This window comes from Streptococcus oralis (assembly GCF_001983955.1).
GTDB lineage: Bacteria > Bacillota > Bacilli > Lactobacillales > Streptococcaceae > Streptococcus > Streptococcus jiangnanensis.
On the sequence record NZ_CP019562.1, the window covers coordinates 1,939,373 to 1,959,997 of the forward strand.

The 20,625-nt window shown below is 42.2% G+C and carries 18 protein-coding genes, 3 tRNA genes, 3 rRNA genes, 1 other RNA gene and 1 pseudogene; 1 reads left to right on the plus strand and 25 read right to left on the minus strand.

Annotated features, from left to right (window positions below; translation table 11 throughout):
* Window positions 1-100: 100 nt before the first annotated feature.
* Window positions 101-1,111: a YeiH family protein gene (locus tag BWR56_RS09680; RefSeq protein WP_076984873.1), complete on the plus strand. Its 1,011-nt coding sequence runs from the start codon at window positions 101-103 to the stop codon at window positions 1,109-1,111.
* A 28-nt stretch (window positions 1,112-1,139) separates the two neighbouring features.
* Here BWR56_RS09680 and BWR56_RS09685 read toward each other — a convergent pair whose 3' ends face one another.
* From BWR56_RS09685 to BWR56_RS09805, 25 genes and pseudogenes are all read right to left on the minus strand, one after another.
* Complete coding sequence (locus tag BWR56_RS09685) at window positions 1,140-1,577, minus strand: CoA-binding protein (protein WP_076984874.1); 438 nt, start codon at window positions 1,575-1,577, stop codon at window positions 1,140-1,142.
* A 119-nt stretch (window positions 1,578-1,696) separates the two neighbouring features.
* Window positions 1,697-2,665 (minus strand): ribose-phosphate diphosphokinase, encoded by a 969-nt coding sequence (locus BWR56_RS09690; RefSeq protein ID WP_076984875.1) that lies wholly within the window; start codon window positions 2,663-2,665, stop codon window positions 1,697-1,699.
* A 214-nt stretch (window positions 2,666-2,879) separates the two neighbouring features.
* A complete protein-coding gene (locus tag BWR56_RS09695; RefSeq protein WP_002876632.1) occupies window positions 2,880-3,374 on the minus strand; it encodes a beta-class carbonic anhydrase in 495 nt (164 codons plus the stop codon).
* A gap of 72 nt (window positions 3,375-3,446) precedes the next feature.
* Window positions 3,447-4,811: a DNA repair protein RadA gene (gene radA, locus BWR56_RS09700; protein WP_180367621.1), complete on the minus strand. Its 1,365-nt coding sequence runs from the start codon at window positions 4,809-4,811 to the stop codon at window positions 3,447-3,449.
* 39 nt (window positions 4,812-4,850) lie between these two features.
* A complete protein-coding gene (locus BWR56_RS09705) occupies window positions 4,851-5,339 on the minus strand; it encodes a hypothetical protein (protein ID WP_049506296.1) in 489 nt (162 codons plus the stop codon).
* Between the two features lie 21 nt (window positions 5,340-5,360).
* Window positions 5,361-5,876 (minus strand): histidine phosphatase family protein, encoded by a 516-nt coding sequence (locus BWR56_RS09710; RefSeq protein WP_049506298.1) that lies wholly within the window; start codon window positions 5,874-5,876, stop codon window positions 5,361-5,363.
* Window position 5,877: 1 nt separating this feature from the next.
* Complete coding sequence (locus BWR56_RS09715; protein ID WP_000701979.1) at window positions 5,878-6,321, minus strand: dUTP diphosphatase; 444 nt, start codon at window positions 6,319-6,321, stop codon at window positions 5,878-5,880.
* Between the two features lie 59 nt (window positions 6,322-6,380).
* Window positions 6,381-6,474: signal recognition particle sRNA small type (gene ffs, locus BWR56_RS09720), an RNA gene on the minus strand.
* Window positions 6,475-6,506: 32 nt separating this feature from the next.
* The gene (gene tadA, locus BWR56_RS09725) at window positions 6,507-6,974 is read right to left on the minus strand and encodes a tRNA adenosine(34) deaminase TadA (RefSeq protein WP_049506373.1); all 468 of its coding nucleotides are present in this window, start codon (window positions 6,972-6,974) and stop codon (window positions 6,507-6,509) included.
* 198 nt (window positions 6,975-7,172) lie between these two features.
* Window positions 7,173-8,459: an adenylosuccinate synthase gene (locus tag BWR56_RS09730; RefSeq protein WP_049506397.1), complete on the minus strand. Its 1,287-nt coding sequence runs from the start codon at window positions 8,457-8,459 to the stop codon at window positions 7,173-7,175.
* A gap of 241 nt (window positions 8,460-8,700) precedes the next feature.
* Entirely contained in the window at window positions 8,701-8,937 is a 237-nt protein-coding gene (gene comW, locus BWR56_RS10035) for a sigma(X)-activator ComW (protein WP_049506375.1), read from the minus strand.
* Between the two features lie 208 nt (window positions 8,938-9,145).
* Window positions 9,146-9,219, minus strand: a tRNA-Asn gene (locus tag BWR56_RS09740).
* Between the two features lie 5 nt (window positions 9,220-9,224).
* Window positions 9,225-9,340, minus strand: a 5S ribosomal RNA gene (gene rrf, locus BWR56_RS09745).
* Between the two features lie 76 nt (window positions 9,341-9,416).
* Window positions 9,417-12,317: ribosomal RNA gene (locus BWR56_RS09750) — 23S ribosomal RNA — on the minus strand.
* Window positions 12,318-12,439: 122 nt separating this feature from the next.
* Window positions 12,440-12,512: transfer RNA gene (locus BWR56_RS09755), tRNA-Ala, on the minus strand.
* 51 nt (window positions 12,513-12,563) lie between these two features.
* Window positions 12,564-14,110, minus strand: a 16S ribosomal RNA gene (locus BWR56_RS09760).
* Together the 16S, 23S and 5S rRNA genes with 3 tRNA genes alongside form the textbook arrangement of a ribosomal RNA operon.
* A 230-nt stretch (window positions 14,111-14,340) precedes the next feature.
* Window positions 14,341-14,412, minus strand: a tRNA-Glu gene (locus BWR56_RS09770).
* Between the two features lie 66 nt (window positions 14,413-14,478).
* Window positions 14,479-14,731: pseudogene (locus BWR56_RS10040) on the minus strand (23S rRNA (uracil(1939)-C(5))-methyltransferase RlmD); the annotation flags it as partial.
* 39 nt (window positions 14,732-14,770) lie between these two features.
* Window positions 14,771-16,729 (minus strand): ATP-dependent zinc metalloprotease FtsH, encoded by a 1,959-nt coding sequence (gene ftsH, locus BWR56_RS09780; protein WP_076984877.1) that lies wholly within the window; start codon window positions 16,727-16,729, stop codon window positions 14,771-14,773.
* Window positions 16,730-16,744: 15 nt separating this feature from the next.
* On the minus strand, window positions 16,745-17,287 hold the full coding sequence (gene hpt / locus BWR56_RS09785) for a hypoxanthine phosphoribosyltransferase (RefSeq protein WP_061853362.1): 543 nt from the start codon (window positions 17,285-17,287) through the stop codon (window positions 16,745-16,747).
* Between the two features lie 4 nt (window positions 17,288-17,291).
* Window positions 17,292-18,569 (minus strand): tRNA lysidine(34) synthetase TilS, encoded by a 1,278-nt coding sequence (gene tilS, locus BWR56_RS09790; protein WP_076984878.1) that lies wholly within the window; start codon window positions 18,567-18,569, stop codon window positions 17,292-17,294.
* Window positions 18,566-19,834, minus strand: a complete 1,269-nt coding sequence (locus BWR56_RS09795; RefSeq protein ID WP_076984879.1) for a serine hydrolase — start codon at window positions 19,832-19,834, stop codon at window positions 18,566-18,568. The genes tilS and BWR56_RS09795 overlap by 4 nt, the downstream gene beginning before the upstream one ends.
* Window positions 19,827-19,949, minus strand: a complete 123-nt coding sequence (locus tag BWR56_RS10050) for an SP_0009 family protein (protein WP_000429343.1) — start codon at window positions 19,947-19,949, stop codon at window positions 19,827-19,829. Before BWR56_RS10050 ends, BWR56_RS09795 begins: the two co-directional genes overlap by 8 nt.
* Window positions 19,950-19,953: 4 nt before the next feature.
* Entirely contained in the window at window positions 19,954-20,322 is a 369-nt protein-coding gene (locus tag BWR56_RS09800) for a septum formation initiator family protein (RefSeq protein ID WP_000041922.1), read from the minus strand.
* On the minus strand, window positions 20,315-20,581 hold the full coding sequence (locus BWR56_RS09805; protein WP_001234975.1) for an RNA-binding S4 domain-containing protein: 267 nt from the start codon (window positions 20,579-20,581) through the stop codon (window positions 20,315-20,317). The genes BWR56_RS09800 and BWR56_RS09805 overlap by 8 nt, the downstream gene beginning before the upstream one ends.
* Window positions 20,582-20,625 lie beyond the last annotated feature (44 nt).

Below are 20,625 nucleotides of genomic sequence, written 5' to 3' on the forward strand. Positions count from 1 at the left end.
CTGACCGCAAAATCCATCTGAAACCCGCATTTTTCACTTTCTGTTTTACTTTTCTTCTCGACAGGAGTATAATAAAAAATGCTTATTTTCGGAGGTTTATATGTCATTTTTATCAAAAAATGGAGCAGGCATCTTTGCCTGCCTTCTCATTTCTATCGTATCTTGGTACTTAGGAGGATTCTTTCCTGTCATTGGCGCACCCGTTTTTGCCATTTTCATAGGAATGCTCCTAAATCCCTTTCTCTCATCCTATAAACAACTGGATGCTGGATTGACCTTTAGTTCTAAAAAATTACTCCAATATGCCGTTGTCTTGCTTGGTTTTGGTCTCAATATCTCGCAAGTCTTCGCAGTTGGGCAATCTTCACTCCCTGTTATCCTCTCCACCATTTCAATAGCCCTGATTATTGCCTACCTCTTCCAGCGCTTCTTTGCACTGGATACAAAACTGGCTATCTTGGTTGGAGTGGGATCTTCTATCTGTGGTGGCTCTGCCATTGCTGCGACAGCACCCGTTATCCATGCCAAGGAAAAAGAAGTTGCCCAAGCCATTTCCGTTATCTTTTTCTTCAATGTCTTGGCTGCGCTCATCTTTCCAACCCTAGGAACCTGGCTTCACCTATCCAATGATGGCTTCGCCCTCTTTGCAGGAACTGCGGTCAATGACACTTCCTCTGTAACGGCTACCGCCAGCTCCTGGGACAGTCTTTACCAGACCAATACCCTTGAGTCTGCAACCATTGTGAAACTCACGCGCACCCTAGCTATCATTCCCATTACGCTCTTTCTCTCCTACTGGCAAAGTCGCCAGCAAGAAAATAAACAAGGCGTACAGCTGAAAAAAGTCTTCCCACTTTTTATCCTTTACTTTATCCTGGCTTCTCTATTAACGACTCTTCTCACCTCTCTCGGTGTGTCTAGTAGCTTCTTTACCCCTCTTAAACAACTCTCCAAATTTCTCATTATCATGGCTATGAGTGCCATCGGTCTCAAAACCAATCTGATTGCCATGGTCAAATCCAGTGGGAAATCCATTCTTCTTGGAGGCCTTTGCTGGATTGCTATCATCCTTACCAGCCTAGGCATGCAGGCATTGATTGGTATTTTCTAACACAAAAGGTAGCCTACTGGCTACCTTTTTATTGTTCAAGAATTAAGCGTGTGTGTTCTCTCTTGATACAGCGATTCATCACGATGTCATCGCATCCTCCACAACGCAAGATTTCTTCCGCTTCTAGGCTTTCAAGTCCCAGTTGTGCCCAAAAAATCTTAGCATCAGCCTTAAGAAAATCACGCGCCACATCTGGTAAAAACTCGCTACGTCGGTATACATTGACGATGTCTACAGGGAAAGGGATTTCAGCTAGACTTGCATAGGCCTTTTCTCCCAAGATTTCCCCACCTGCAGCCTTGGGATTAACTGGAATGACTTTATAGCCCCGAGCTTGCATTTCCTTGGTCACTCGATTACTAGTTGTTTCTTCACGATCGGACAAGCCCACTACTGCTAACGTTTTACTGGTCTCCAGATACTGACGGATCACACCATCACTTGGATTGATAAATTCTTGGCTCATAGAAATCCTCCTTTTTTCTCAGTATAGCATATTTTGAAAAGGCTTGCAGATTTTGACTATAAAAATCTCCTAGCAAGAAAAGAAACCTGCTAGGGGTTCTGTCTACTTCAAGTGAAAGATTAAATCTTTTTCTCAATACAAAATAGGGGAGAAAGAGGACGTTTTTCGTGAATACGGATAATAGCATCGCCCAGAAGATGAGCTATCGAAATTTGTTCAATCTTATCAATCAAACGCTCTTCTGGTAGGTAGATAGTATCCAAAACAACCAATTTCTTAATAGCTGATTTTTGGATATTGTCCATAGCTGTCCCAGAAAGAACTGGGTGCGTACAGCTTGCGTAAACTTCAACAGCACCTGCTTCAGCAAGAGCATCTGCCGCATGACAAATAGTTCCAGCTGTATCGATCATATCATCAATCAAGATACAAGTCTTACCTTCTACCTTACCAATGATGTTCATCACTTCACTGGTATTCATCTTGTCTACACTACGGCGTTTGTCAATAATCGCAATCGGGGTTTTCAAAAACTCTGCCAATTTACGAGCACGAGTCACTCCACCATGGTCTGGGCTGACAACCACGTAGTCAGAACCAACCATGCCACGACGTTCAAAATAGTCCGCAATCAATGGAGCACCCATCAAGTGATCTACAGGAATATCAAAGAATCCCTGAATCTGTGCAGCGTGCAAATCAATCGTCAACAAACGATCCACCCCAGCAACTTCTAGCATGTTTGCAACGAGTTTTGCTGTGATTGGCTCACGCGCGCGCGCTTTTCTATCCTGACGTGCATAGCCATAGTAGGGCATAACAACATTGACAGATTCTGCACTAGCACGCTTCAATGCATCCACCATAATTAAAATTTCAAGTAAATTATCATTTACAGGTGAACTCGTTGATTGTAGGATAAAGACGTGTTTTCCACGGATTGATTCTTCAATGTTGACCTGAATCTCCCCATCTGAAAATTGGCGAACAGTCGATTTCCCCAACTCTATCCCAATTTCTTGCGCCACACGCTCTGCCAATTCTCTATTAGAAGAAAGGGCAAACAGCTTTAAATCAGAAAAAGACATGATTTCCTCCGGTATTTATGTATCACTTGTTTTTTACACAACATTTTCCATCTACCATTGTAGCGCTTTTTCCTTTATTTTTCAATCAAAAATAAAACAAGAGCAAACATTTATACCCTTGTTTTTTACTATTTTATATTAGCTATATTAAAACTGAAAATCCTACATTTTAACAATCGATTTTATGCTAGGATGAGATTTTTTCGAGACAAAGTTAGTATACTTCTCTCATACTTCCTGTATCCACATCATAGACAGCACCTGAAATAACCACATCATCAGGAATCAGTGGAGATTCTCGAAGCAATTGCATATCCTCTCTCACGCTCTCTTCAACATCCTGAAATGGTAAAAAATCTTGATCGGACACATCAACTCCGAGCTCGTGTTTCAAATGTTCATGAAAACTTTCATTTTGAAAGGTTTGAGCTCCACAGTCTGTATGATGCAACACCACAATCTCTCTTGTTCCCATCTGTTGTTGGGAAATCACCAGTGAACGAATCATGTCCTCAGTTACTCGACCACCCGCATTCCGCAAGATATGAGCATCCCCAAGGGCCAAACCTAGAGCTTGCGCAACGTGTAGACGTGAGTCCATACAGGTCACGATAGCTACTCTGGTTTTGGGTTTAAGTGGCAGATTTAACTGCCCATGTAGGGCAACATAAGCCTGATTGGCTTGCATAAACTGTTCAAAATACGACACGATTCCCTCCTCAAAAATTTGATAATCAAATATTTCTCCTATCTTATCATTTTTAAGAGGATTTGTCACGGATTATGCAAAGACCTTTTTCAAAACTTCCTGAATCGTTGTCACACCAATGACTTCAATTTCCTTGGGTGGAATGATTCCTGTCAAGGAATTCTTGGGTACATAAATCTTGGTAAAGCCCAGTTTTGCCGCTTCATTAATACGTTGTTCGATGCGATTCACGCGCCGAATTTCTCCGGTCAAGCCCAGTTCACCCACAAAACATTCCTGAGGATTGGTAGGCTTGTCCTTGTAACTAGAGGCAATGGCCACTGCAACGGCTAAGTCAATGGCAGGCTCATCCAATTTCACACCACCAGCAGATTTGAGATAGGCATCCTGGTTTTGCAAGAGAAGCCCTGCTCGTTTTTCCAAAACAGCCATAATCAGACTTGCACGATTGAAATCAAGTCCAGTCGTCGTACGCTTAGCATTTCCAAACATGGTTGGTGTTACCAAAGCCTGAACCTCCGCCAAAATCGGACGGGTCCCTTCCATGGTCACAACGATTGACGAGCCAGTAGCCCCATCCAAACGCTCCTCTAGGAAAACTTGACTCGGATTGAGGACCTCAACCAATCCACCCGACTGCATCTCAAAGATGCCAATCTCATTAGTGGAACCAAAACGGTTTTTGACTGCCCTCAAAATACGGAAGGTATGGTGGCGCTCCCCTTCAAAGTAAAGCACCGTATCCACCATATGCTCCAACATACGCGGACCAGCCAAGGTACCTTCCTTGGTCACATGCCCTACGATAAAGATGGCAATGTTATTGGTCTTCGCCAACTGCATGAGTTCAGCTGTCACCTCACGCACCTGAGACACAGATCCTTGCACCCCTGAAATTTCAGGAGACATAATCGTCTGGATAGAGTCGATGATGAGAAAATCTGGTTGGATGCGCTCCACCTCAGATCGAACACTCTGCATATTGGTCTCTGCATAGAGATAAAACTCGCTATCAATATCCCCCAAGCGCTCTGCACGGAGTTTAATCTGCTGGGCAGACTCCTCCCCACTGACATAGAGAACAGTCCCTACTTGGGACAGCTGAGTCGATACTTGTAAGAGAAGGGTTGATTTCCCAATCCCTGGATCCCCACCGATAAGGACGAGACTCCCTGGTACCACTCCGCCTCCAAGTACACGGTTGAATTCCTCCATCTCCGTCTTGGTTCGATTGACATTGATGGAAGTCACCTCAGCCAGTTTCATGGGCTTGGTTTTCTCACCTGTCAAGGACACACGCGCATTCTTGACCTCGGCAACCTCAACCTCTTCTACAAAAGAAGACCAAGACCCACAGTTAGGACAACGCCCTAGATATTTTGGGGAATTATACCCACAATTTTGACATACAAATGTCGCTTTTTTCTTTGCGATGATTCTAATCCTCTCATTTTAAAATTTCTTTTTTTCACGCTATCAACTATCTTTCTTTAAAACAGTCAATCCGCCATCATCTGCATAAGCATAATACTCTCCATCCGGACTAAAACCAAAAATATACGGTAAATAACCTTTATAAATTTGTACCCTAGTTTCTTTATCCTTTTCCCAAAAAATGGTTAAAATCGGATACTTCCCAGATTGATCTTTTTCCATTGTCACTCGGATATCTTCCCCATTGTCCAAAGGGAGACTTCCACCATATTGTCCCGCAATAGAAATGGGAGAATCACAGCCCTCACACATGGCTACTAACTCTACCTCATCGTAATCTCCGTCTATTGGTGTTACTTGCCCATTTTCGCTATCAATGATTGACATGTAGTCTGAAGAAATACACAGAATTTCATGATAGGCATCAGGGAGAAATGCTAGGTAAAGAAATCCTCCAATACTAATCTCATAAATCTTCTTATACCCTAGACAATTCTCGGCAGTAAAAGCTTGAAAATCCTTATAGCTCATTCATTATTCTTCTTTCCATATCTATATCTCTATCTCACACTCAATCACTTGGCAAAAATCAATCTTCTCGTCTGGTACAAATTGGCGCATGAGCATTCGATGAGTGACAACAACGACTGACTGATAGTCTCGATACTTGCGCATAGATTTTAGAAACCGAGACCTCACTTCCTCAGCTGTCTCATATTGAATAGGACTATTAGGAGGTAAGGAGCCATTATTTTCTAGAAACAGAGTACGAGCTTTTTCAAAATTCTCTACGCCACTTTCATAGACTTGCCATTCATGCAATAATGGCTCCACTCTCAAAGGAAATCCAATAGCACTAGCAAGATAAGAAGCCGTTTCTAAAGCTCGTGTCACTGAAGAAGCTACTAGCAGATCAGCTGATTGGAACAAGGGATTTTGGCAAAGGTCCTGAGCCTGTTTCCTTCCCTTCTCAGATAAGGGAGCTAGATCCATTCCAAATCCGGAATAAGCATGCTCCTCTAACACACGATAATCTGGCTCCCCGTGACGTACAAAAATAATCTTCATCTTAGTGCCCTGTCGATCCAAATCCACCAGTTCGCACGCCGTCTGCCTCGTCTCCATCCGCAATTAAGAAAGGCGCAAAGACAGCCTGAACCACACGTTCTCCAACTTCAAGAATCACTTCTTGGTCAGTAATATTTTTCATCTGAGCAAAGATATGGCCTTCATTCCCAGGATTTCCATAATAATCCCCATCAATGACCCCAACTGAGTTAATCAAGACCAAGCCTTTCTTACGAGGGTTTGATGAACGGTCATAGAGATAGAGCACCTCTGTCGGCTGCATATAGGCCTTAACCCCTGTCGGAACCAAAACAATCTCTCCTGGAGCAATCACAGTGCGTTCCGCAACCTTTAAATCATAACCAGCCGCGTGAGCTGTCTCTCGTTTCGGCAATAAATTTTCGTCTGTAAAACTCGAAACCAATTCAAAACCACGAATTTTCATATTTTTCTCTTTTCTATAATCATTTATTCTAGGCTATTTTATCTTATTTATTCGAAAAAAGCACGAAAAAAGAGCACACAATTCACATCGCTTAGGGCTGCTGGATTCCTCCCCTGACCCGCTTCACGCAGAACTGTTGCTCCACTATTTATTATACCACATTCCCCTCGGTTTTTAAAGAGAAATTATTTTTTACGTCGATTTCGGAAAAAGTCTTGCATAATCGCTGCACACTCATTCTCTAAAACACCTGTTTCAACATCCACACGGTGATTGAGCCTCTCATCTGTCAAAATATCATATAAGCTTCCAGCAGCTCCAAATTTCTGGTTTTTAGCCCCGTAGACCACGTTTGGAATCCGTGCGAGACCAATTGCCCCACTACACATAACACAAGGCTCAATGGTCACAAAAAGCGTACAATCGAGCAAACGCCAACTCTCTTCGCTCAAATTAGCATTCTCTATGGCCATAATTTCCGCATGCATGACTGCCCGTTGCAACTCCTCTCGCGCATTGTGTCCTCTCCCAATGATTTTTCCGTCCTTGACAATTACACAACCAATCGGGATTTCATCATGTTCTAAAGCAATTTCTGCCTCTTTTAAGGCCTCTCTCATAAAAGCTTCTTTTTCTTCAAGCGTGTAATTCATCTCTTCTCTCTTCCTAGCTATCAATTCTATCATTATACCATGTTTCTCAACACAAAAAAAGCCACCGAATTCGGTGACTTTATAGGGAGATTATTATGAAAAAGAAAAGTTTAGGATATTTGTTACAACAAGTTAGGAGGTCTTCTTGTAACTGTCTATAGTATACCCAACCTGTCTTAAACTAATCTTAAAAATCTCCTATGACCAAACACTTTCTAAAATATTAGTTTGTTCACGACCGGGACCTACTGAGAAAGTTGAGATACGAACACCAACCAACTCACTTACACGACGAACATAATTACGCGCATTCTCAGGAAGATCTTCCAAATTACGGACTCCAGTGATGTCTTCTGACCAACCTGGCAATTCCTCATAGATTGGCTTGCAGCGTTTCAACTGCTCAAGACTAGCAGGATAGTAATCAATACGTTGACCATCAAGATCATAGGCCACACAGATTTTCACAGTATCCAAACCACTCAAAACATCGATAGAGTTCAATGAAAGATTGGTAATCCCAGATACACGGCGGCTGTGACGCATCACAACTGAGTCAAACCAACCCACACGACGTGGACGACCAGTTGTTGTACCGTATTCATGACCTACTTCACGGATGCGATCTCCCACTTCATCAAATAATTCCGTTGGGAAAGGTCCGTCTCCTACACGACTTGTGTAGGCTTTACATACACCTACAACCTTGTCAATCTTACTTGGGCCAACACCAGACCCAATTGTCACACCACCAGCGACAGGGTTTGACGACGTAACAAATGGATACGTACCTTGGTCGATATCTAGCATAACACCTTGCGCACCTTCAAACAGCACACGTTTGCCATTATCAAGTGCATCGTTCAAGATAACGGATGTATCTGTCACGTATTGCTTGATTTGTTGACCATATTCATAATACTCTTCAAAAATATCATCAACTGAAATAGGGGTGCTATCATATAATTTTTCAAACAAACGATTCTTTTCCGCAAGATTGCGTTCCAAACGTTCACGGAAAATATCCTTATCCAAAAGATCCGCAATACGAATTCCAACACGAGCAGCCTTGTCCATATATGCTGGACCGATTCCCTTGATTGTAGTACCAATCTTATTGTCACCCTTAGCTTCTTCCTGCAAGCGATCCAACTCAATATGATAAGGCAAAATAACATGCGCACGATCAGAGATACGTAGATTATCAGTTGTCACACCTTCCTCATGAAGATAGCTCAACTCTTTCACAAGGGATTTTGGGTTCACGACCATTCCATTCCCAATAACAGAGATTTTTTCAGGAAAGAAAATTCCAGATGGAATCAAGTGCAACTTAAATTTCTTACCATCAATCACAATCGTGTGACCAGCATTATCACCACCTTGATAACGAGCAATTACCTCTGCATTAGCTGAAAGAAAATCTGTAATTTTCCCTTTACCTTCATCACCCCACTGGGTACCTACAACAACAACTGAAGTCATAATAAAATTCGTCTGAGCTACTAGGAGCTCGTCCTTTCTCATATACATGGCAGGAATTTCACCCGCAATTATATCTTACAATTTATTATAAGAAAAAAACACTATTTTATCAAGAAGAAACAGTAGAAAAGATTTGGAAATTCTTTCATTTCTGAATACCGAAGCCTTTGATTATAAGCTAATTCTATATTTTTTAAAAACTAACTACAACAATCGTTCGTAATTATGATATAGATGCTTCCTATTGGATAAGAGTTGTACCACCTTGCAGTAATTTCTCTAGATATAGACGATAAGCTGTTCTAAAGTGATATAGAGAAAAGTCCCTATCACTTTTAATTTTAAATCGGATTAAGTAATATAGTAAAAAACGAAGATGAAGTGATTCCCACTCTGAACAACTCTGGCCTAAAGAGGCATATTCTTGTTCAACTAATTTCAAAAAAACAAATGTTCGATCATAAAAATTTTGAAGCATATAAAAAATTCCTTTCTTATTATTAACACTAGTCTAACAAAAAAAGGAACTAAAAAAGCTTCAAATCCTGTAAAAGAAGAATTTAAAGCTAAACGAACTAAAAATAAAATAAAGAGGTAATTACAGATTTAAAAATTAAAATTTGAAATTTCAACAGTCCACCATATTTATAAATAAAAAAACGCTCAGTTGAACGTTTTGATTTATACTCCGCCAGTAGGACTCGAACCTACGACATCATGATTAACAGTCATGCGCTACTACCAACTGAGCTATGGCGGATAAAAGCTAAGCGACTTCCATATCTCACAGGGGGCAACCCCCAACTACTTCCGGCGTTCTAGGGCTTAACTGCTGTGTTCGGCATGGGTACAGGTGTATCTCCTAGGCTATCGTCACTTAACTCTGAGTAATACCTACTCAAAATTGAATATCTATCAAATACCAAGAAAACCTCACACTTCGTATTCTCAGTTACTTTGGATAAGTCCTCGAGCTATTAGTATTAGTCCGCTACATGTGTCGCCACACTTCCACTTCTAACCTATCTACCTGATCATCTCTCAGGGCTCTTACTGATATAAAATCATGGGAAATCTCATCTTGAGGTGGGTTTCACACTTAGATGCTTTCAGCGTTTATCCCTTCCCTACATAGCTACCCAGCGATGCCTTTGGCAAGACAACTGGTACACCAGCGGTAAGTCCACTCTGGTCCTCTCGTACTAGGAGCAGATCCTCTCAAATTTCCTACGCCCGCGACGGATAGGGACCGAACTGTCTCACGACGTTCTGAACCCAGCTCGCGTGCCGCTTTAATGGGCGAACAGCCCAACCCTTGGGACCGACTACAGCCCCAGGATGCGACGAGCCGACATCGAGGTGCCAAACCTCCCCGTCGATGTGAACTCTTGGGGGAGATAAGCCTGTTATCCCCAGGGTAGCTTTTATCCGTTGAGCGATGGCCCTTCCATACGGAACCACCGGATCACTAAGCCCGACTTTCGTCCCTGCTCGAGTTGTAGCTCTCGCAGTCAAGCTCCCTTATACCTTTACACTCTGCGAATGATTTCCAACCATTCTGAGGGAACCTTTGGGCGCCTCCGTTACCTTTTAGGAGGCGACCGCCCCAGTCAAACTGCCCGTCAGACACTGTCTCCGATAGGGATAACCTATCCGGGTTAGAGTGGCCATAACACAAGGGTAGTATCCCAACAACGTCTCCTTCGAAACTGGCGTCCCGATCTCATAGACTCCTACCTATCCTGTACATGTGGTACAGACACTCAATATCAAACTGCAGTAAAGCTCCATGGGGTCTTTCCGTCCTGTCGCGGGTAACCTGCATCTTCACAGGTACTAAAATTTCACCGAGTCTCTCGTTGAGACAGTGCCCAAATCATTACGCCTTTCGTGCGGGTCGGAACTTACCCGACAAGGAATTTCGCTACCTTAGGACCGTTATAGTTACGGCCGCCGTTTACTGGGGCTTCAATTCATACCTTCGCTTACGCTAAGCACTCCTCTTAACCTTCCAGCACCGGGCAGGCGTCACCCCCTATACATCATCTTACGATTTAGCAGAGAGCTGTGTTTTTGATAAACAGTTGCTTGGGCCTATTCACTGCGGCTGACCTAAAGTCAGCACCCCTTCTCCCGAAGTTACGGGGTCATTTTGCCGAGTTCCTTAACGAGAGTTCTCTCGCTCACCTGAGGCTACTCGCCTCGACTACCTGTGTCGGTTTGCGGTACGGGTAGAGTATGTTTAAACGCTAGAAGCTTTTCTTGGCAGTGTGACGTCACTAACTTCGCTACTAAACTTCGCTCCCCATCACAGCTCAATGTTATAGATATAAGCATTTGACTCATATCACACCTCACTGCTTAGACAGACACTTCCATTCGTCTGCTTTAGTTAGCCTACTGCGTCCCTCCATCACTACATACTCTAGTACAGGAATATCAACCTGTTGTCCATCGGATACACCTTTCGGTCTCTCCTTAGGTCCCGACTAACCCAGGGCGGACGAGCCTTCCCCTGGAAACCTTAGTCTTACGGTGGACAGGATTCTCACCTGTCTTTCGCTACTCATACCGGCATTCTCACTTCTATGCGTTCCAGCACTCCTCACGGTATACCTTCTTCACACATAGAACGCTCTCCTACCATACCTATAAAGGTATCCACAGCTTCGGTAAATTGTTTTAGCCCCGGTACATTTTCGGCGCAGGGTCACTCGACTAGTGAGCTATTACGCACTCTTTGAATGAATAGCTGCTTCTAAGCTAACATCCTAGTTGTCTGTGCAACCCCACATCCTTTTCCACTTAACAATTATTTTGGGACCTTAGCTGGTGGTCTGGGCTGTTTCCCTTTCGACTACGGATCTTAGCACTCGCAGTCTGACTGCCGACCATAATTCATTGGCATTCGGAGTTTATCTGAGATTGGTAATCCGGGATGGACCCCTCACCCAAACAGTGCTCTACCTCCAAGAATCTTGATGTCGACGCTAGCCCTAAAGCTATTTCGGAGAGAACCAGCTATCTCCAAGTTCGTTTGGAATTTCTCCGCTACCCACAAGTCATCCAAGCACTTTTCAACGTGCCCTGGTTCGGTCCTCCAGTGCGTCTTACCGCACCTTCAACCTGCTCATGGGTAGGTCACATGGTTTCGGGTCTACGACATGATACTAAGGCGCCCTATTCAGACTCGGTTTCCCTGCGGCTCCGTCTCTTCAACTTAACCTCGCATCATATCGTAACTCGCCGGTTCATTCTACAAAAGGCACGCTCTCACCCATTAACGGGCTCGAACTTGTTGTAGGCACACGGTTTCAGGTTCTATTTCACTCCCCTCCCGGGGTGCTTTTCACCTTTCCCTCACGGTACTGGTTCACTATCGGTCACTAGGGAGTATTTAGGGTTGGGAGATGGTCCTCCCAGATTCCGACGGGATTTCACGTGTCCCGCCGTACTCAGGATACTGCTAGGTACAAAGACTATTTTAAATACGAGGCTATTACTCTCTTTGGCTGATCTTCCCAAATCATTCTTCTATAATCTTTGAGTCCACATTGCAGTCCTACAACCCCGAAGAGTAAACTCTTCGGTTTGCCCTCCTGCCGTTTCGCTCGCCGCTACTAAGGCAATCGCTTTTGCTTTCTCTTCCTGCAGCTACTTAGATGTTTCAGTTCACTGCGTCTTCCTCCTCACATCCTTAACAGATGCGGGTAACAGGTAGTACCTGTTGGGTTCCCCCATTCGGAAATCCCTGGATCATCGCTTACTTACAGCTACCCAAGGCATATCGTCGTTTGTCACGTCCTTCTTCGGCTCCTAGTGCCAAGGCATCCACCGTGCGCCCTTATTAACTTAACCTTATTTTTTGACCTTTCAGTCATAAACTCTTTTAATACTACAGCGTTTCGGTTCATTTTCTTGTTACTATTTGATATAGATATTCAATTTTCAATGTGCATTACTTGGTGATCTCTCACCAATGGAGCCTAGCGGGATCGAACCGCTGACCTCCTGCGTGCAAAGCAGGCGCTCTCCCAGCTGAGCTAAGGCCCCACAAGACCTCTCAAGACTAAACAAGACCAATGTGCAGTTCCTTATCCTTAGAAAGGAGGTGATCCAGCCGCACCTTCCGATACGGCTACCTTGTTACGACTTCACCCCAATCATCTATCCCACCTTAGGCGGCTGGCTCCTAAAAGGTTACCTCACCGACTTCGGGTGTTACAAACTCTCGTGGTGTGACGGGCGGTGTGTACAAGGCCCGGGAACGTATTCACCGCGGCGTGCTGATCCGCGATTACTAGCGATTCCGACTTCATGTAGGCGAGTTGCAGCCTACAATCCGAACTGAGACTGGCTTTAAGAGATTAGCTTGCCGTCACCGGCTTGCGACTCGTTGTACCAGCCATTGTAGCACGTGTGTAGCCCAGGTCATAAGGGGCATGATGATTTGACGTCATCCCCACCTTCCTCCGGTTTATTACCGGCAGTCTCGCTAGAGTGCCCAACTGAATGATGGCAACTAACAATAGGGGTTGCGCTCGTTGCGGGACTTAACCCAACATCTCACGACACGAGCTGACGACAACCATGCACCACCTGTCACCTCTGTCCCGAAGGAAAACTCTATCTCTAGAGCGGTCAGAGGGATGTCAAGACCTGGTAAGGTTCTTCGCGTTGCTTCGAATTAAACCACATGCTCCACCGCTTGTGCGGGCCCCCGTCAATTCCTTTGAGTTTCAACCTTGCGGTCGTACTCCCCAGGCGGAGTGCTTAATGCGTTAGCTGCGGCACTAAACCCCGGAAAGGGTCTAACACCTAGCACTCATCGTTTACGGCGTGGACTACCAGGGTATCTAATCCTGTTTGCTCCCCACGCTTTCGAGCCTCAGCGTCAGTTACAAGCCAGAGAGCCGCTTTCGCCACCGGTGTTCCTCCATATATCTACGCATTTCACCGCTACACATGGAATTCCACTCTCCCCTCTTGCACTCAAGTTAAACAGTTTCCAAAGCGTACTATGGTTAAGCCACAGCCTTTAACTTCAGACTTATCTAACCGCCTGCGCTCGCTTTACGCCCAATAAATCCGGACAACGCTCGGGACCTACGTATTACCGCGGCTGCTGGCACGTAGTTAGCCGTCCCTTTCTGGTAAGATACCGTCACAGTGTGAACTTTCCACTCTCACACTCGTTCTTCTCTTACAACAGAGCTTTACGATCCGAAAACCTTCTTCACTCACGCGGCGTTGCTCGGTCAGACTTCCGTCCATTGCCGAAGATTCCCTACTGCTGCCTCCCGTAGGAGTCTGGGCCGTGTCTCAGTCCCAGTGTGGCCGATCACCCTCTCAGGTCGGCTATGTATCGTCGCCTTGGTGAGCCGTTACCTCACCAACTAGCTAATACAACGCAGGTCCATCTGGTAGTGATGCAATTGCACCTTTTAAGCAAATGTCATGCAACATCTACTCTTATGCGGTATTAGCTATCGTTTCCAATAGTTATCCCCCGCTACCAGGCAGGTTACCTACGCGTTACTCACCCGTTCGCAACTCATCCAGAGAAGCAAGCTCCTCCTTCAGCGTTCTACTTGCATGTATTAGGCACGCCGCCAGCGTTCGTCCTGAGCCAGGATCAAACTCTCATTAAAAGTTTGAGTTCTCACTCATTTCTGTCACTGACAGATTTATTGTTTTTTCATTGTTCAGTACTATAACCTCAGTTATAGTGCCCTGCACATTGGTTCGTCTTGTTCAGTTTTCAAAGGTCTTTGTCACTCATTCTCTCTCAAGCGACAACTATATTAGTATATCACAGCTACCTGTCTCTGTCAACAGATTTTTTAAACTTTTTTCAAGTTTTTTTAACCGCAATACACCATAGTCCGTACGGGATTCGAACCCGTGTTACCGCCGTGAAAAGGCGGTGTCTTAACCCCTTGACCAACGGACCTGAGCTTTTCAACTCTTTCTATTATACCTACTTTTTTACCTTTGTCAAGGACTTTTTTCAGTGAATTTAATTTTTTCTTTTCTTCACTAATTTAACCACTGCTTCTGTTCGTGCAGTGTGGGGAAACATATCGACCGACTGGATATACTTGAGATCATAGACTTTTACTAGTTTAACCAAATCTCGTGCCAAGGTTGAAACATTGCAGGATACATAGACCATTTTTTTTTGGAACATAGGTCAGAATGGTATCCAGTAGCTTATCATCTAAGCCTGTACGAGGAGGGTCAACTATCAATGCATCTGCTCGGTAGCCATCACATTAGAACATAAAAAGAGAGGTTGAACCTCTCTAAATTTATTTTTCTTCACTCATTTTTGATTTTACTTCATCATAAGATAGTGCATGGGATTCCTCTTCTACTGTCTCAGGCATTTTCCCTGTTTCGTAAAGAGATTTAATCTGTGTACTATCTAATGTTTCGTATTTCAACAATGCTTCTGCAATCAACTTATGAGTTTCACGATTTGATTGGATAATTTCAGCAGCTTTGTTTCGTGCCTCATTTAATAATGAACGAACTTCCTCATCAATCTCATAGGCTGTTTGCTCTGAAATTGATTTTTGAGGACTTTGTGCACCAAACATAGCATGATTACCTTCGTATTGAACTGGGCCAAGTTTTTCACTCATACCGTATTCAGTGACCATAGCACGCGCCATCTGTGTGGCTTGTTCAAAGTCATTTGAAGCTCCTGTAGTTTGGACATTAAAGATAATCTCTTCAGCTACACGACCACCCATCAAACCTGCTAATTGTTCTTTCATGTCTTCTTTGGATAGAAGCATTTGATCCTCTTTCGGAAGTGCAATCATGTAGCCACCTGCACGTCCACGTGGTACAATGGTAACTTTATGAACAACACGGGCATTTGACAAGACTAAACCAACAATGGTATGTCCAGCCTCATGATAAGCAACCAATTCACGTTCTCTTTGTGATACTGTTTTATCTTTCTTAGATGGTCCAGCAATCACTCTGTCCTCTGCCTCATCAATATCTGAAGCATCAATAATTGATTTGTTGCGACGAGCAGCAACTAAGGCCGCCTCATTTAGAACATTTTCCAAGTCAGCTCCCACAAAACCTGGAGTTTGTTGGGCAACTAATTTCAAATCAACATCTTCTGCTAGAGGTTTGTTTTTAGCGTGAACTTTCAAGATTGCTTCACGACCTTTAACATCAGGGCGACCAACCAAGACTTTTCTATCAAAACGTCCTGGGCGGAGAAGAGCTGGATCAAGGACATCTGAACGGTTTGTCGCAGCGATAACGATGATTCCTTCATTTCCCTCAAAACCATCCATTTCAATCAAGAGTTGGTTCAAGGTTTGTTCACGTTCATCATTTCCTCCACCGAGGCCGACACCACGTTGGCGACCAACAGCATCAATTTCATCGATAAAGATGATGGCTGGCGCTGCTTTTTTTGCATCCTCAAAAAGAGAACGAACGCGGCTTGCACCAACTCCGACAAACATTTCTACAAAGTCAGATCCTGAGATGCTAAAGAATGGAACTCCTGCTTCTCCAGCAACTGCCTTAGCAAGCAAAGTTTTACCTGTTCCCGGAGGACCCTCCAAAAGAACACCTGCTGGAATGCGGGCTCCAAGTTTTGTAAATCGTTTTGGATCTTTTAGGAATTCAACAACTTCTACTAATTCTTGTTTTTCTTCCTCGGCACCAGCAACATCTGAGAATCGTACCTTGATATCTTCTTTGTTAGCAGCTTTGGCTTTGCTACGTCCAAAACTCATTGGATTTCTACTATTGTTTCCTCCCATATTTCCCATCATAGAGAATAGGAAGAAGAAGAGAATAGCAAACGGCACAACAGAGACAAGGATATTGATCCACATACCGCTCGAACTCTCATGTTTAACCGTTACCTCCGCCTTATGTTCAGAAGCAAGTTTTTGCAATTCTGAAACTGTTGAATCAGACGGAAGAATAGTACTTGAGAATCTTTCTACTGTTGTAGCTGTAGGAGGGAAAAATTGAATTCCCGTTTCTTCTTTACCAGTCTTAGAATTTTTATAAACACCAGACACTTCAATGACGCTACCATTTGGCTGATAGGTTAATTCTTTTACATTGTCTGCTGTAATTTCTTTTACCAGTTCTGTATAGTTAATTTTTTCGCTTCGTCCAGTAGTATTTCCAGAGTAAAAATACTGGAATCCTGTCACTAGGAAGAAGATAATTAACAAGTAGAGAAATGGATTTCTAACTAAACCATTATTTTGTTTTTTCATTAAAGATAGATCTTTCTAATTTGAATAAACTTCTTCTTTCAATACTCCGACATAAGGAAGGTTACGATAATTTTCTTTATAATCTAGACCATAACCTACTACAAACTCATTTGGAATAGTAAAGCAAGTATAATCCGCTTCAATTTCAACAACACGTCCCTCTGGTTTATCCAACAAAGTCGCGATTTTAACAGAAGCTGCTTCTCTTTCAATAAACATATCTCGCAAATTTTTCAAGGTTTGACCTGTATCGATGATATCCTCTACAAATAAAACATGTCTTCCTTTGATATCTTGAGTCACGTCTTGCTTGATATTGATCACACCACTACTTGCTGTTCCACCATGGTAACTAGATACCATCATGAAGTCCATCTCGATATGCGTATCAATATGTTTGACCAATTCAGCCATAAAAGGAATCGATCCTTTCAAAATTCCAATAAGAATTGGATTTTTCCCCTCATACTCTTTTGTTAGTTGTTCACCTAGCTTTTTAGCTGCTTCTGTAATTTCATCATGTGAAACGAGGATTTTTTTAATATCGTGTTCTAACATCTTTTTACCTATCTATTTTTTCTATATAAATTACAGTGTTCATTATATCATTTTTCGTGTTTTTACTCAAATCACTGGTCGCAATTCCTAAAATTGAGACAATTTCTCCAAATTGCTCAATAATAGGGGTTGTTTTTCGTTTTTCAATAGGGATTTTTAAATCTATAAATAAGCGTCTCAGTTTCTTTCGATGACCATTTAGGATAATAACATCGCCAGGTTTTCGACATCTAATATGTACAGATGTTTCCCGTGAAACCGTTACTTTTTGAACAAAATCCCCTTCAATAGGGATGCCAAAGGAAAATAAATAGCCCATATATCGAACTTGATTTTGATAGTGTAACACAAGTTCATCTTCCTTTTCATCGGCCTGTGGACTGATTTTGCAAACTCGAAAATTCTGATACTCTTTTATCAATTCATAGCCATTTTTAAGAGAATGACGATACTGGCTTTTAGTTTCTAAAATCTGTCGAACTTCAGCAAACTGAGCCTTTGTCAGATTTAAGTCTGGAAATTGATTAAGATAGTTCTGGAGCAAGATTCCTTGAGTTTGTTGAGAGTATGAAAATAGCTCATTCAAATCTTCCACATCAATTTGTTTAGAAAGCTCCGTTATGGCTACTTGGTAATCTGAAATCTCCCTTCCTAAATCTAAAAGGGCAGATTTAAGGCGAGGATTTTCTTTTTCAAGTTCTGGTAAATACCTATTCCGAATGCGATTGCGAAAATAGGTACTTTCCTGATTTGTTTGATCTTCGAAATGAGCAATTGGTAGAAAATCCTTTTTATGAAAACTCAACAAGGGACGGATGATTTCAATTCCATCAACTACTTGACTTTCTTTTATTCCTGTTAAATGACGTAGTCGACTACCTCGAATTAAGCGCATCAAAATCGTTTCAACCTGATCATCTGCATGGTGGGCAGTAACCAAGGCAATTGCTCCAACCTCTTTCATGATTTTCCTAAAAAAATCATAACGAAACTCTCGAGCACGCGCTTCTGAAAAGTCTCCTGAAAAGCTTGTGATATAAATAGGAAGTTCAGCTGCATCAGCTAACTTCCTTAGTTCATTTTCCTCCCAGTCAGACTCACTTCTCTGCTTGTGATTGACATGTGCTAAAATCAACTCAATTTCCAACTCTTTTTGGTAAGTAGACAATAGCTGGAATAAAAACATTGAATCCAGTCCACCAGATAAAGCTAACACGACTTTAGAATGTTTTTTGAAATGCTCTTTTCGGAGAAAATGATTTAAAAAATCCCGTTCCCTCATTTTAGAACCTCATAGACCTCCTTAGCTATCTTAGCAATAGTGTAATAATCAGAATTTTTGGTGAAAATAGAAAGAACGAAAGGAGAATCCGTATAGACAATGGCAGTGTCATGTTTATACTCGTCGGCATCTCCAATTTTATGAGCTACCTTAACCGAAACACCTTTTGCAATTCTTTGATTGTCAAAATCAGTCTTGCTTAGAGACTCTAGGACAAAACCATTCTGATTATAAATAGCTTCCATGACCTTTCCAGCCATTTTTGAAGAAGTCAATTTATCATTCACATCCCAATCTTCACCCATAATGGTGGACATTTTTTCTTTAAAAGCCCCGTCAGATTGATTGGTCACATAATAACCTAAAATATTATGAGCAACATTATCAGACTCTTTTGTTACCTTGGTAATTAACTGTTTGAGACTGTAATCTTTGCTGTCTTCTTTTTTAGGTAAACTACCACTACCTTCTGGTTTATAGGAGCCAGGAAAGCTATTTACTTCGGGGATATACTTGAAGCTACTGTCCAGCGTATAGTCGCCTTGATTTATCTTGTCCTGAGCATAATAAAGGTAGGCCAGTTTCAAGATACTGGCTGCATAGAGTTTGTTGTCTTCATTCACCCCAGCATCTTTACCTGTACTCAGCTGTTTAACATAAATAGAGTAATTTTCATTCTGATAGTTGTTTGATAAGATTTCTTGAACCTTCTGGATGCGATTATCTTCTTCTGAAACGAACTCTTTTGATACCCACCCAACTTGATCAATATGAAGTAATTCTTGTCCCTCAGCAAAGAGGGTTCTATCCACTGTTACGCGTTGATAAGGAGAGAGGGATGAAGAAATTTCTTTAGCATCATAGGGGCTGTTATAGATAACAAACCCTGGTTCCAACCATACTTGTCTATTTTGAGTTTGAACTTGACTTTGATCATAGACTAAACGCTTATCTGCAAGGATAAACTGGTGATTATCTAGTTTAAAAACAGGAACACCTTGTCTATTCAAACGCCATTCTATGATTTTAAAGGTGTTTTCAGGAGTCAATTTACCAGACTCCCTGACAAGATCCTCATTAGCATAGACTGCTGTTTCTCCGTATACCATTGGGGATTCCAGAGTTTCTTTATAGTAGAATCCATAATCAGACTCAGTTAGATAATAAATTTCTTGCGAAGAGTAAGGAAGCTGTTTTTCTGTGCTAACTACTCTTGAAGTTATGATAAAAGCAGGTAGCAATAAAACTACTAAGAACTTACGCATTCTTCTCTTCCCTTTCTTCTTGTAATCGTAATAAATGGTTTTTAGCTGCCAATTCCTCTAATTTTTCATCTGACAAACTTAAAAATTGCTCAACAACTTCCAATAAATTTTCCATGACATTACCTCGGAAGCAAATCAGGAATTGTGTAAATTGCTTCTCGTTTCTTTGAGTAATAGTACTTGGCGCGTGCATATTTTGCTACATAGTCTTCATCTTTCAACTTTGCAGCAAAGGCGGATTCCTTATCCTTTTCATCACTAAGAGTTTGGTACTGCTCTTTCAACTCTGTTAATTGCTGACGACGTTGCAGTAACTGATCATAGCTTTGAGCCAAGTTATAAGTTGGTAAAATAAACAACAAGATCATCAAAATAAGGACCCAACCCATAAAACGATTTCGTTTTTGTCTCTCCTTCATCAGGTAACGACGACGTTGATGTTCATTTTGAATAAAAGAATTATTCATCTGTACAATATTTTTAGACATTTTCTTCTACCCGTGTTTCACTGAGAATTTCATACATGCCTGCTGCGTCTTCTTTTTTTGTACTATCTTTCATTTCTAGTACTTTAACAAGCAACAACTTATTTCCAAAGCGAATTTCAACTTGGTCATCAACTTTCAAATCCGTTGAACTTTTGGCCAAGATTCCGTTCACCTTGATTCTACCTTTATCTGCTACTTCTTTTGCGACTGTGCGGCGCTTAATAATTCGTGATACTTTTAAATACTTGTCTAATCTCATTTTTATTACCTCAAATTATTATTGTACCATTTTTATCCTTTTTA

Coding starts and splice junctions, on each gene's coding strand:
- BWR56_RS09730 (WP_049506397.1), bottom strand. CDS start 8,459: ATGACTTCAGTTGTTGTTGTAGGTACCCAGTGGGGTGATGAAGGTAAA.
- BWR56_RS09800 (WP_000041922.1), bottom strand. CDS start 20,322: ATGTCTAAAAATATTGTACAGATGAATAATTCTTTTATTCAAAATGAA.
- BWR56_RS09715 (WP_000701979.1), bottom strand. CDS start 6,321: ATGAAAATTCGTGGTTTTGAATTGGTTTCGAGTTTTACAGACGAAAAT.
- BWR56_RS09685 (WP_076984874.1), bottom strand. CDS start 1,577: ATGAGCCAAGAATTTATCAATCCAAGTGATGGTGTGATCCGTCAGTAT.
- BWR56_RS09710 (WP_049506298.1), bottom strand. CDS start 5,876: ATGAAGATTATTTTTGTACGTCACGGGGAGCCAGATTATCGTGTGTTA.
- comW (WP_049506375.1), bottom strand. CDS start 8,937: ATGCTTCAAAATTTTTATGATCGAACATTTGTTTTTTTGAAATTAGTT.
- BWR56_RS09805 (WP_001234975.1), bottom strand. CDS start 20,581: ATGAGATTAGACAAGTATTTAAAAGTATCACGAATTATTAAGCGCCGC.
- BWR56_RS09795 (WP_076984879.1), bottom strand. CDS start 19,834: ATGCGTAAGTTCTTAGTAGTTTTATTGCTACCTGCTTTTATCATAACT.
- tilS (WP_076984878.1), bottom strand. CDS start 18,569: ATGAGGGAACGGGATTTTTTAAATCATTTTCTCCGAAAAGAGCATTTC.
- BWR56_RS09705 (WP_049506296.1), bottom strand. CDS start 5,339: ATGAGCTATAAGGATTTTCAAGCTTTTACTGCCGAGAATTGTCTAGGG.
- hpt (WP_061853362.1), bottom strand. CDS start 17,287: ATGTTAGAACACGATATTAAAAAAATCCTCGTTTCACATGATGAAATT.
- BWR56_RS10050 (WP_000429343.1), bottom strand. CDS start 19,949: ATGGAAAATTTATTGGAAGTTGTTGAGCAATTTTTAAGTTTGTCAGAT.
- BWR56_RS09690 (WP_076984875.1), bottom strand. CDS start 2,665: ATGTCTTTTTCTGATTTAAAGCTGTTTGCCCTTTCTTCTAATAGAGAA.
- ftsH (WP_076984877.1), bottom strand. CDS start 16,729: ATGAAAAAACAAAATAATGGTTTAGTTAGAAATCCATTTCTCTACTTG.
- tadA (WP_049506373.1), bottom strand. CDS start 6,974: ATGAATTACACGCTTGAAGAAAAAGAAGCTTTTATGAGAGAGGCCTTA.
- BWR56_RS09680 (WP_076984873.1), top strand. CDS start 101: ATGTCATTTTTATCAAAAAATGGAGCAGGCATCTTTGCCTGCCTTCTC.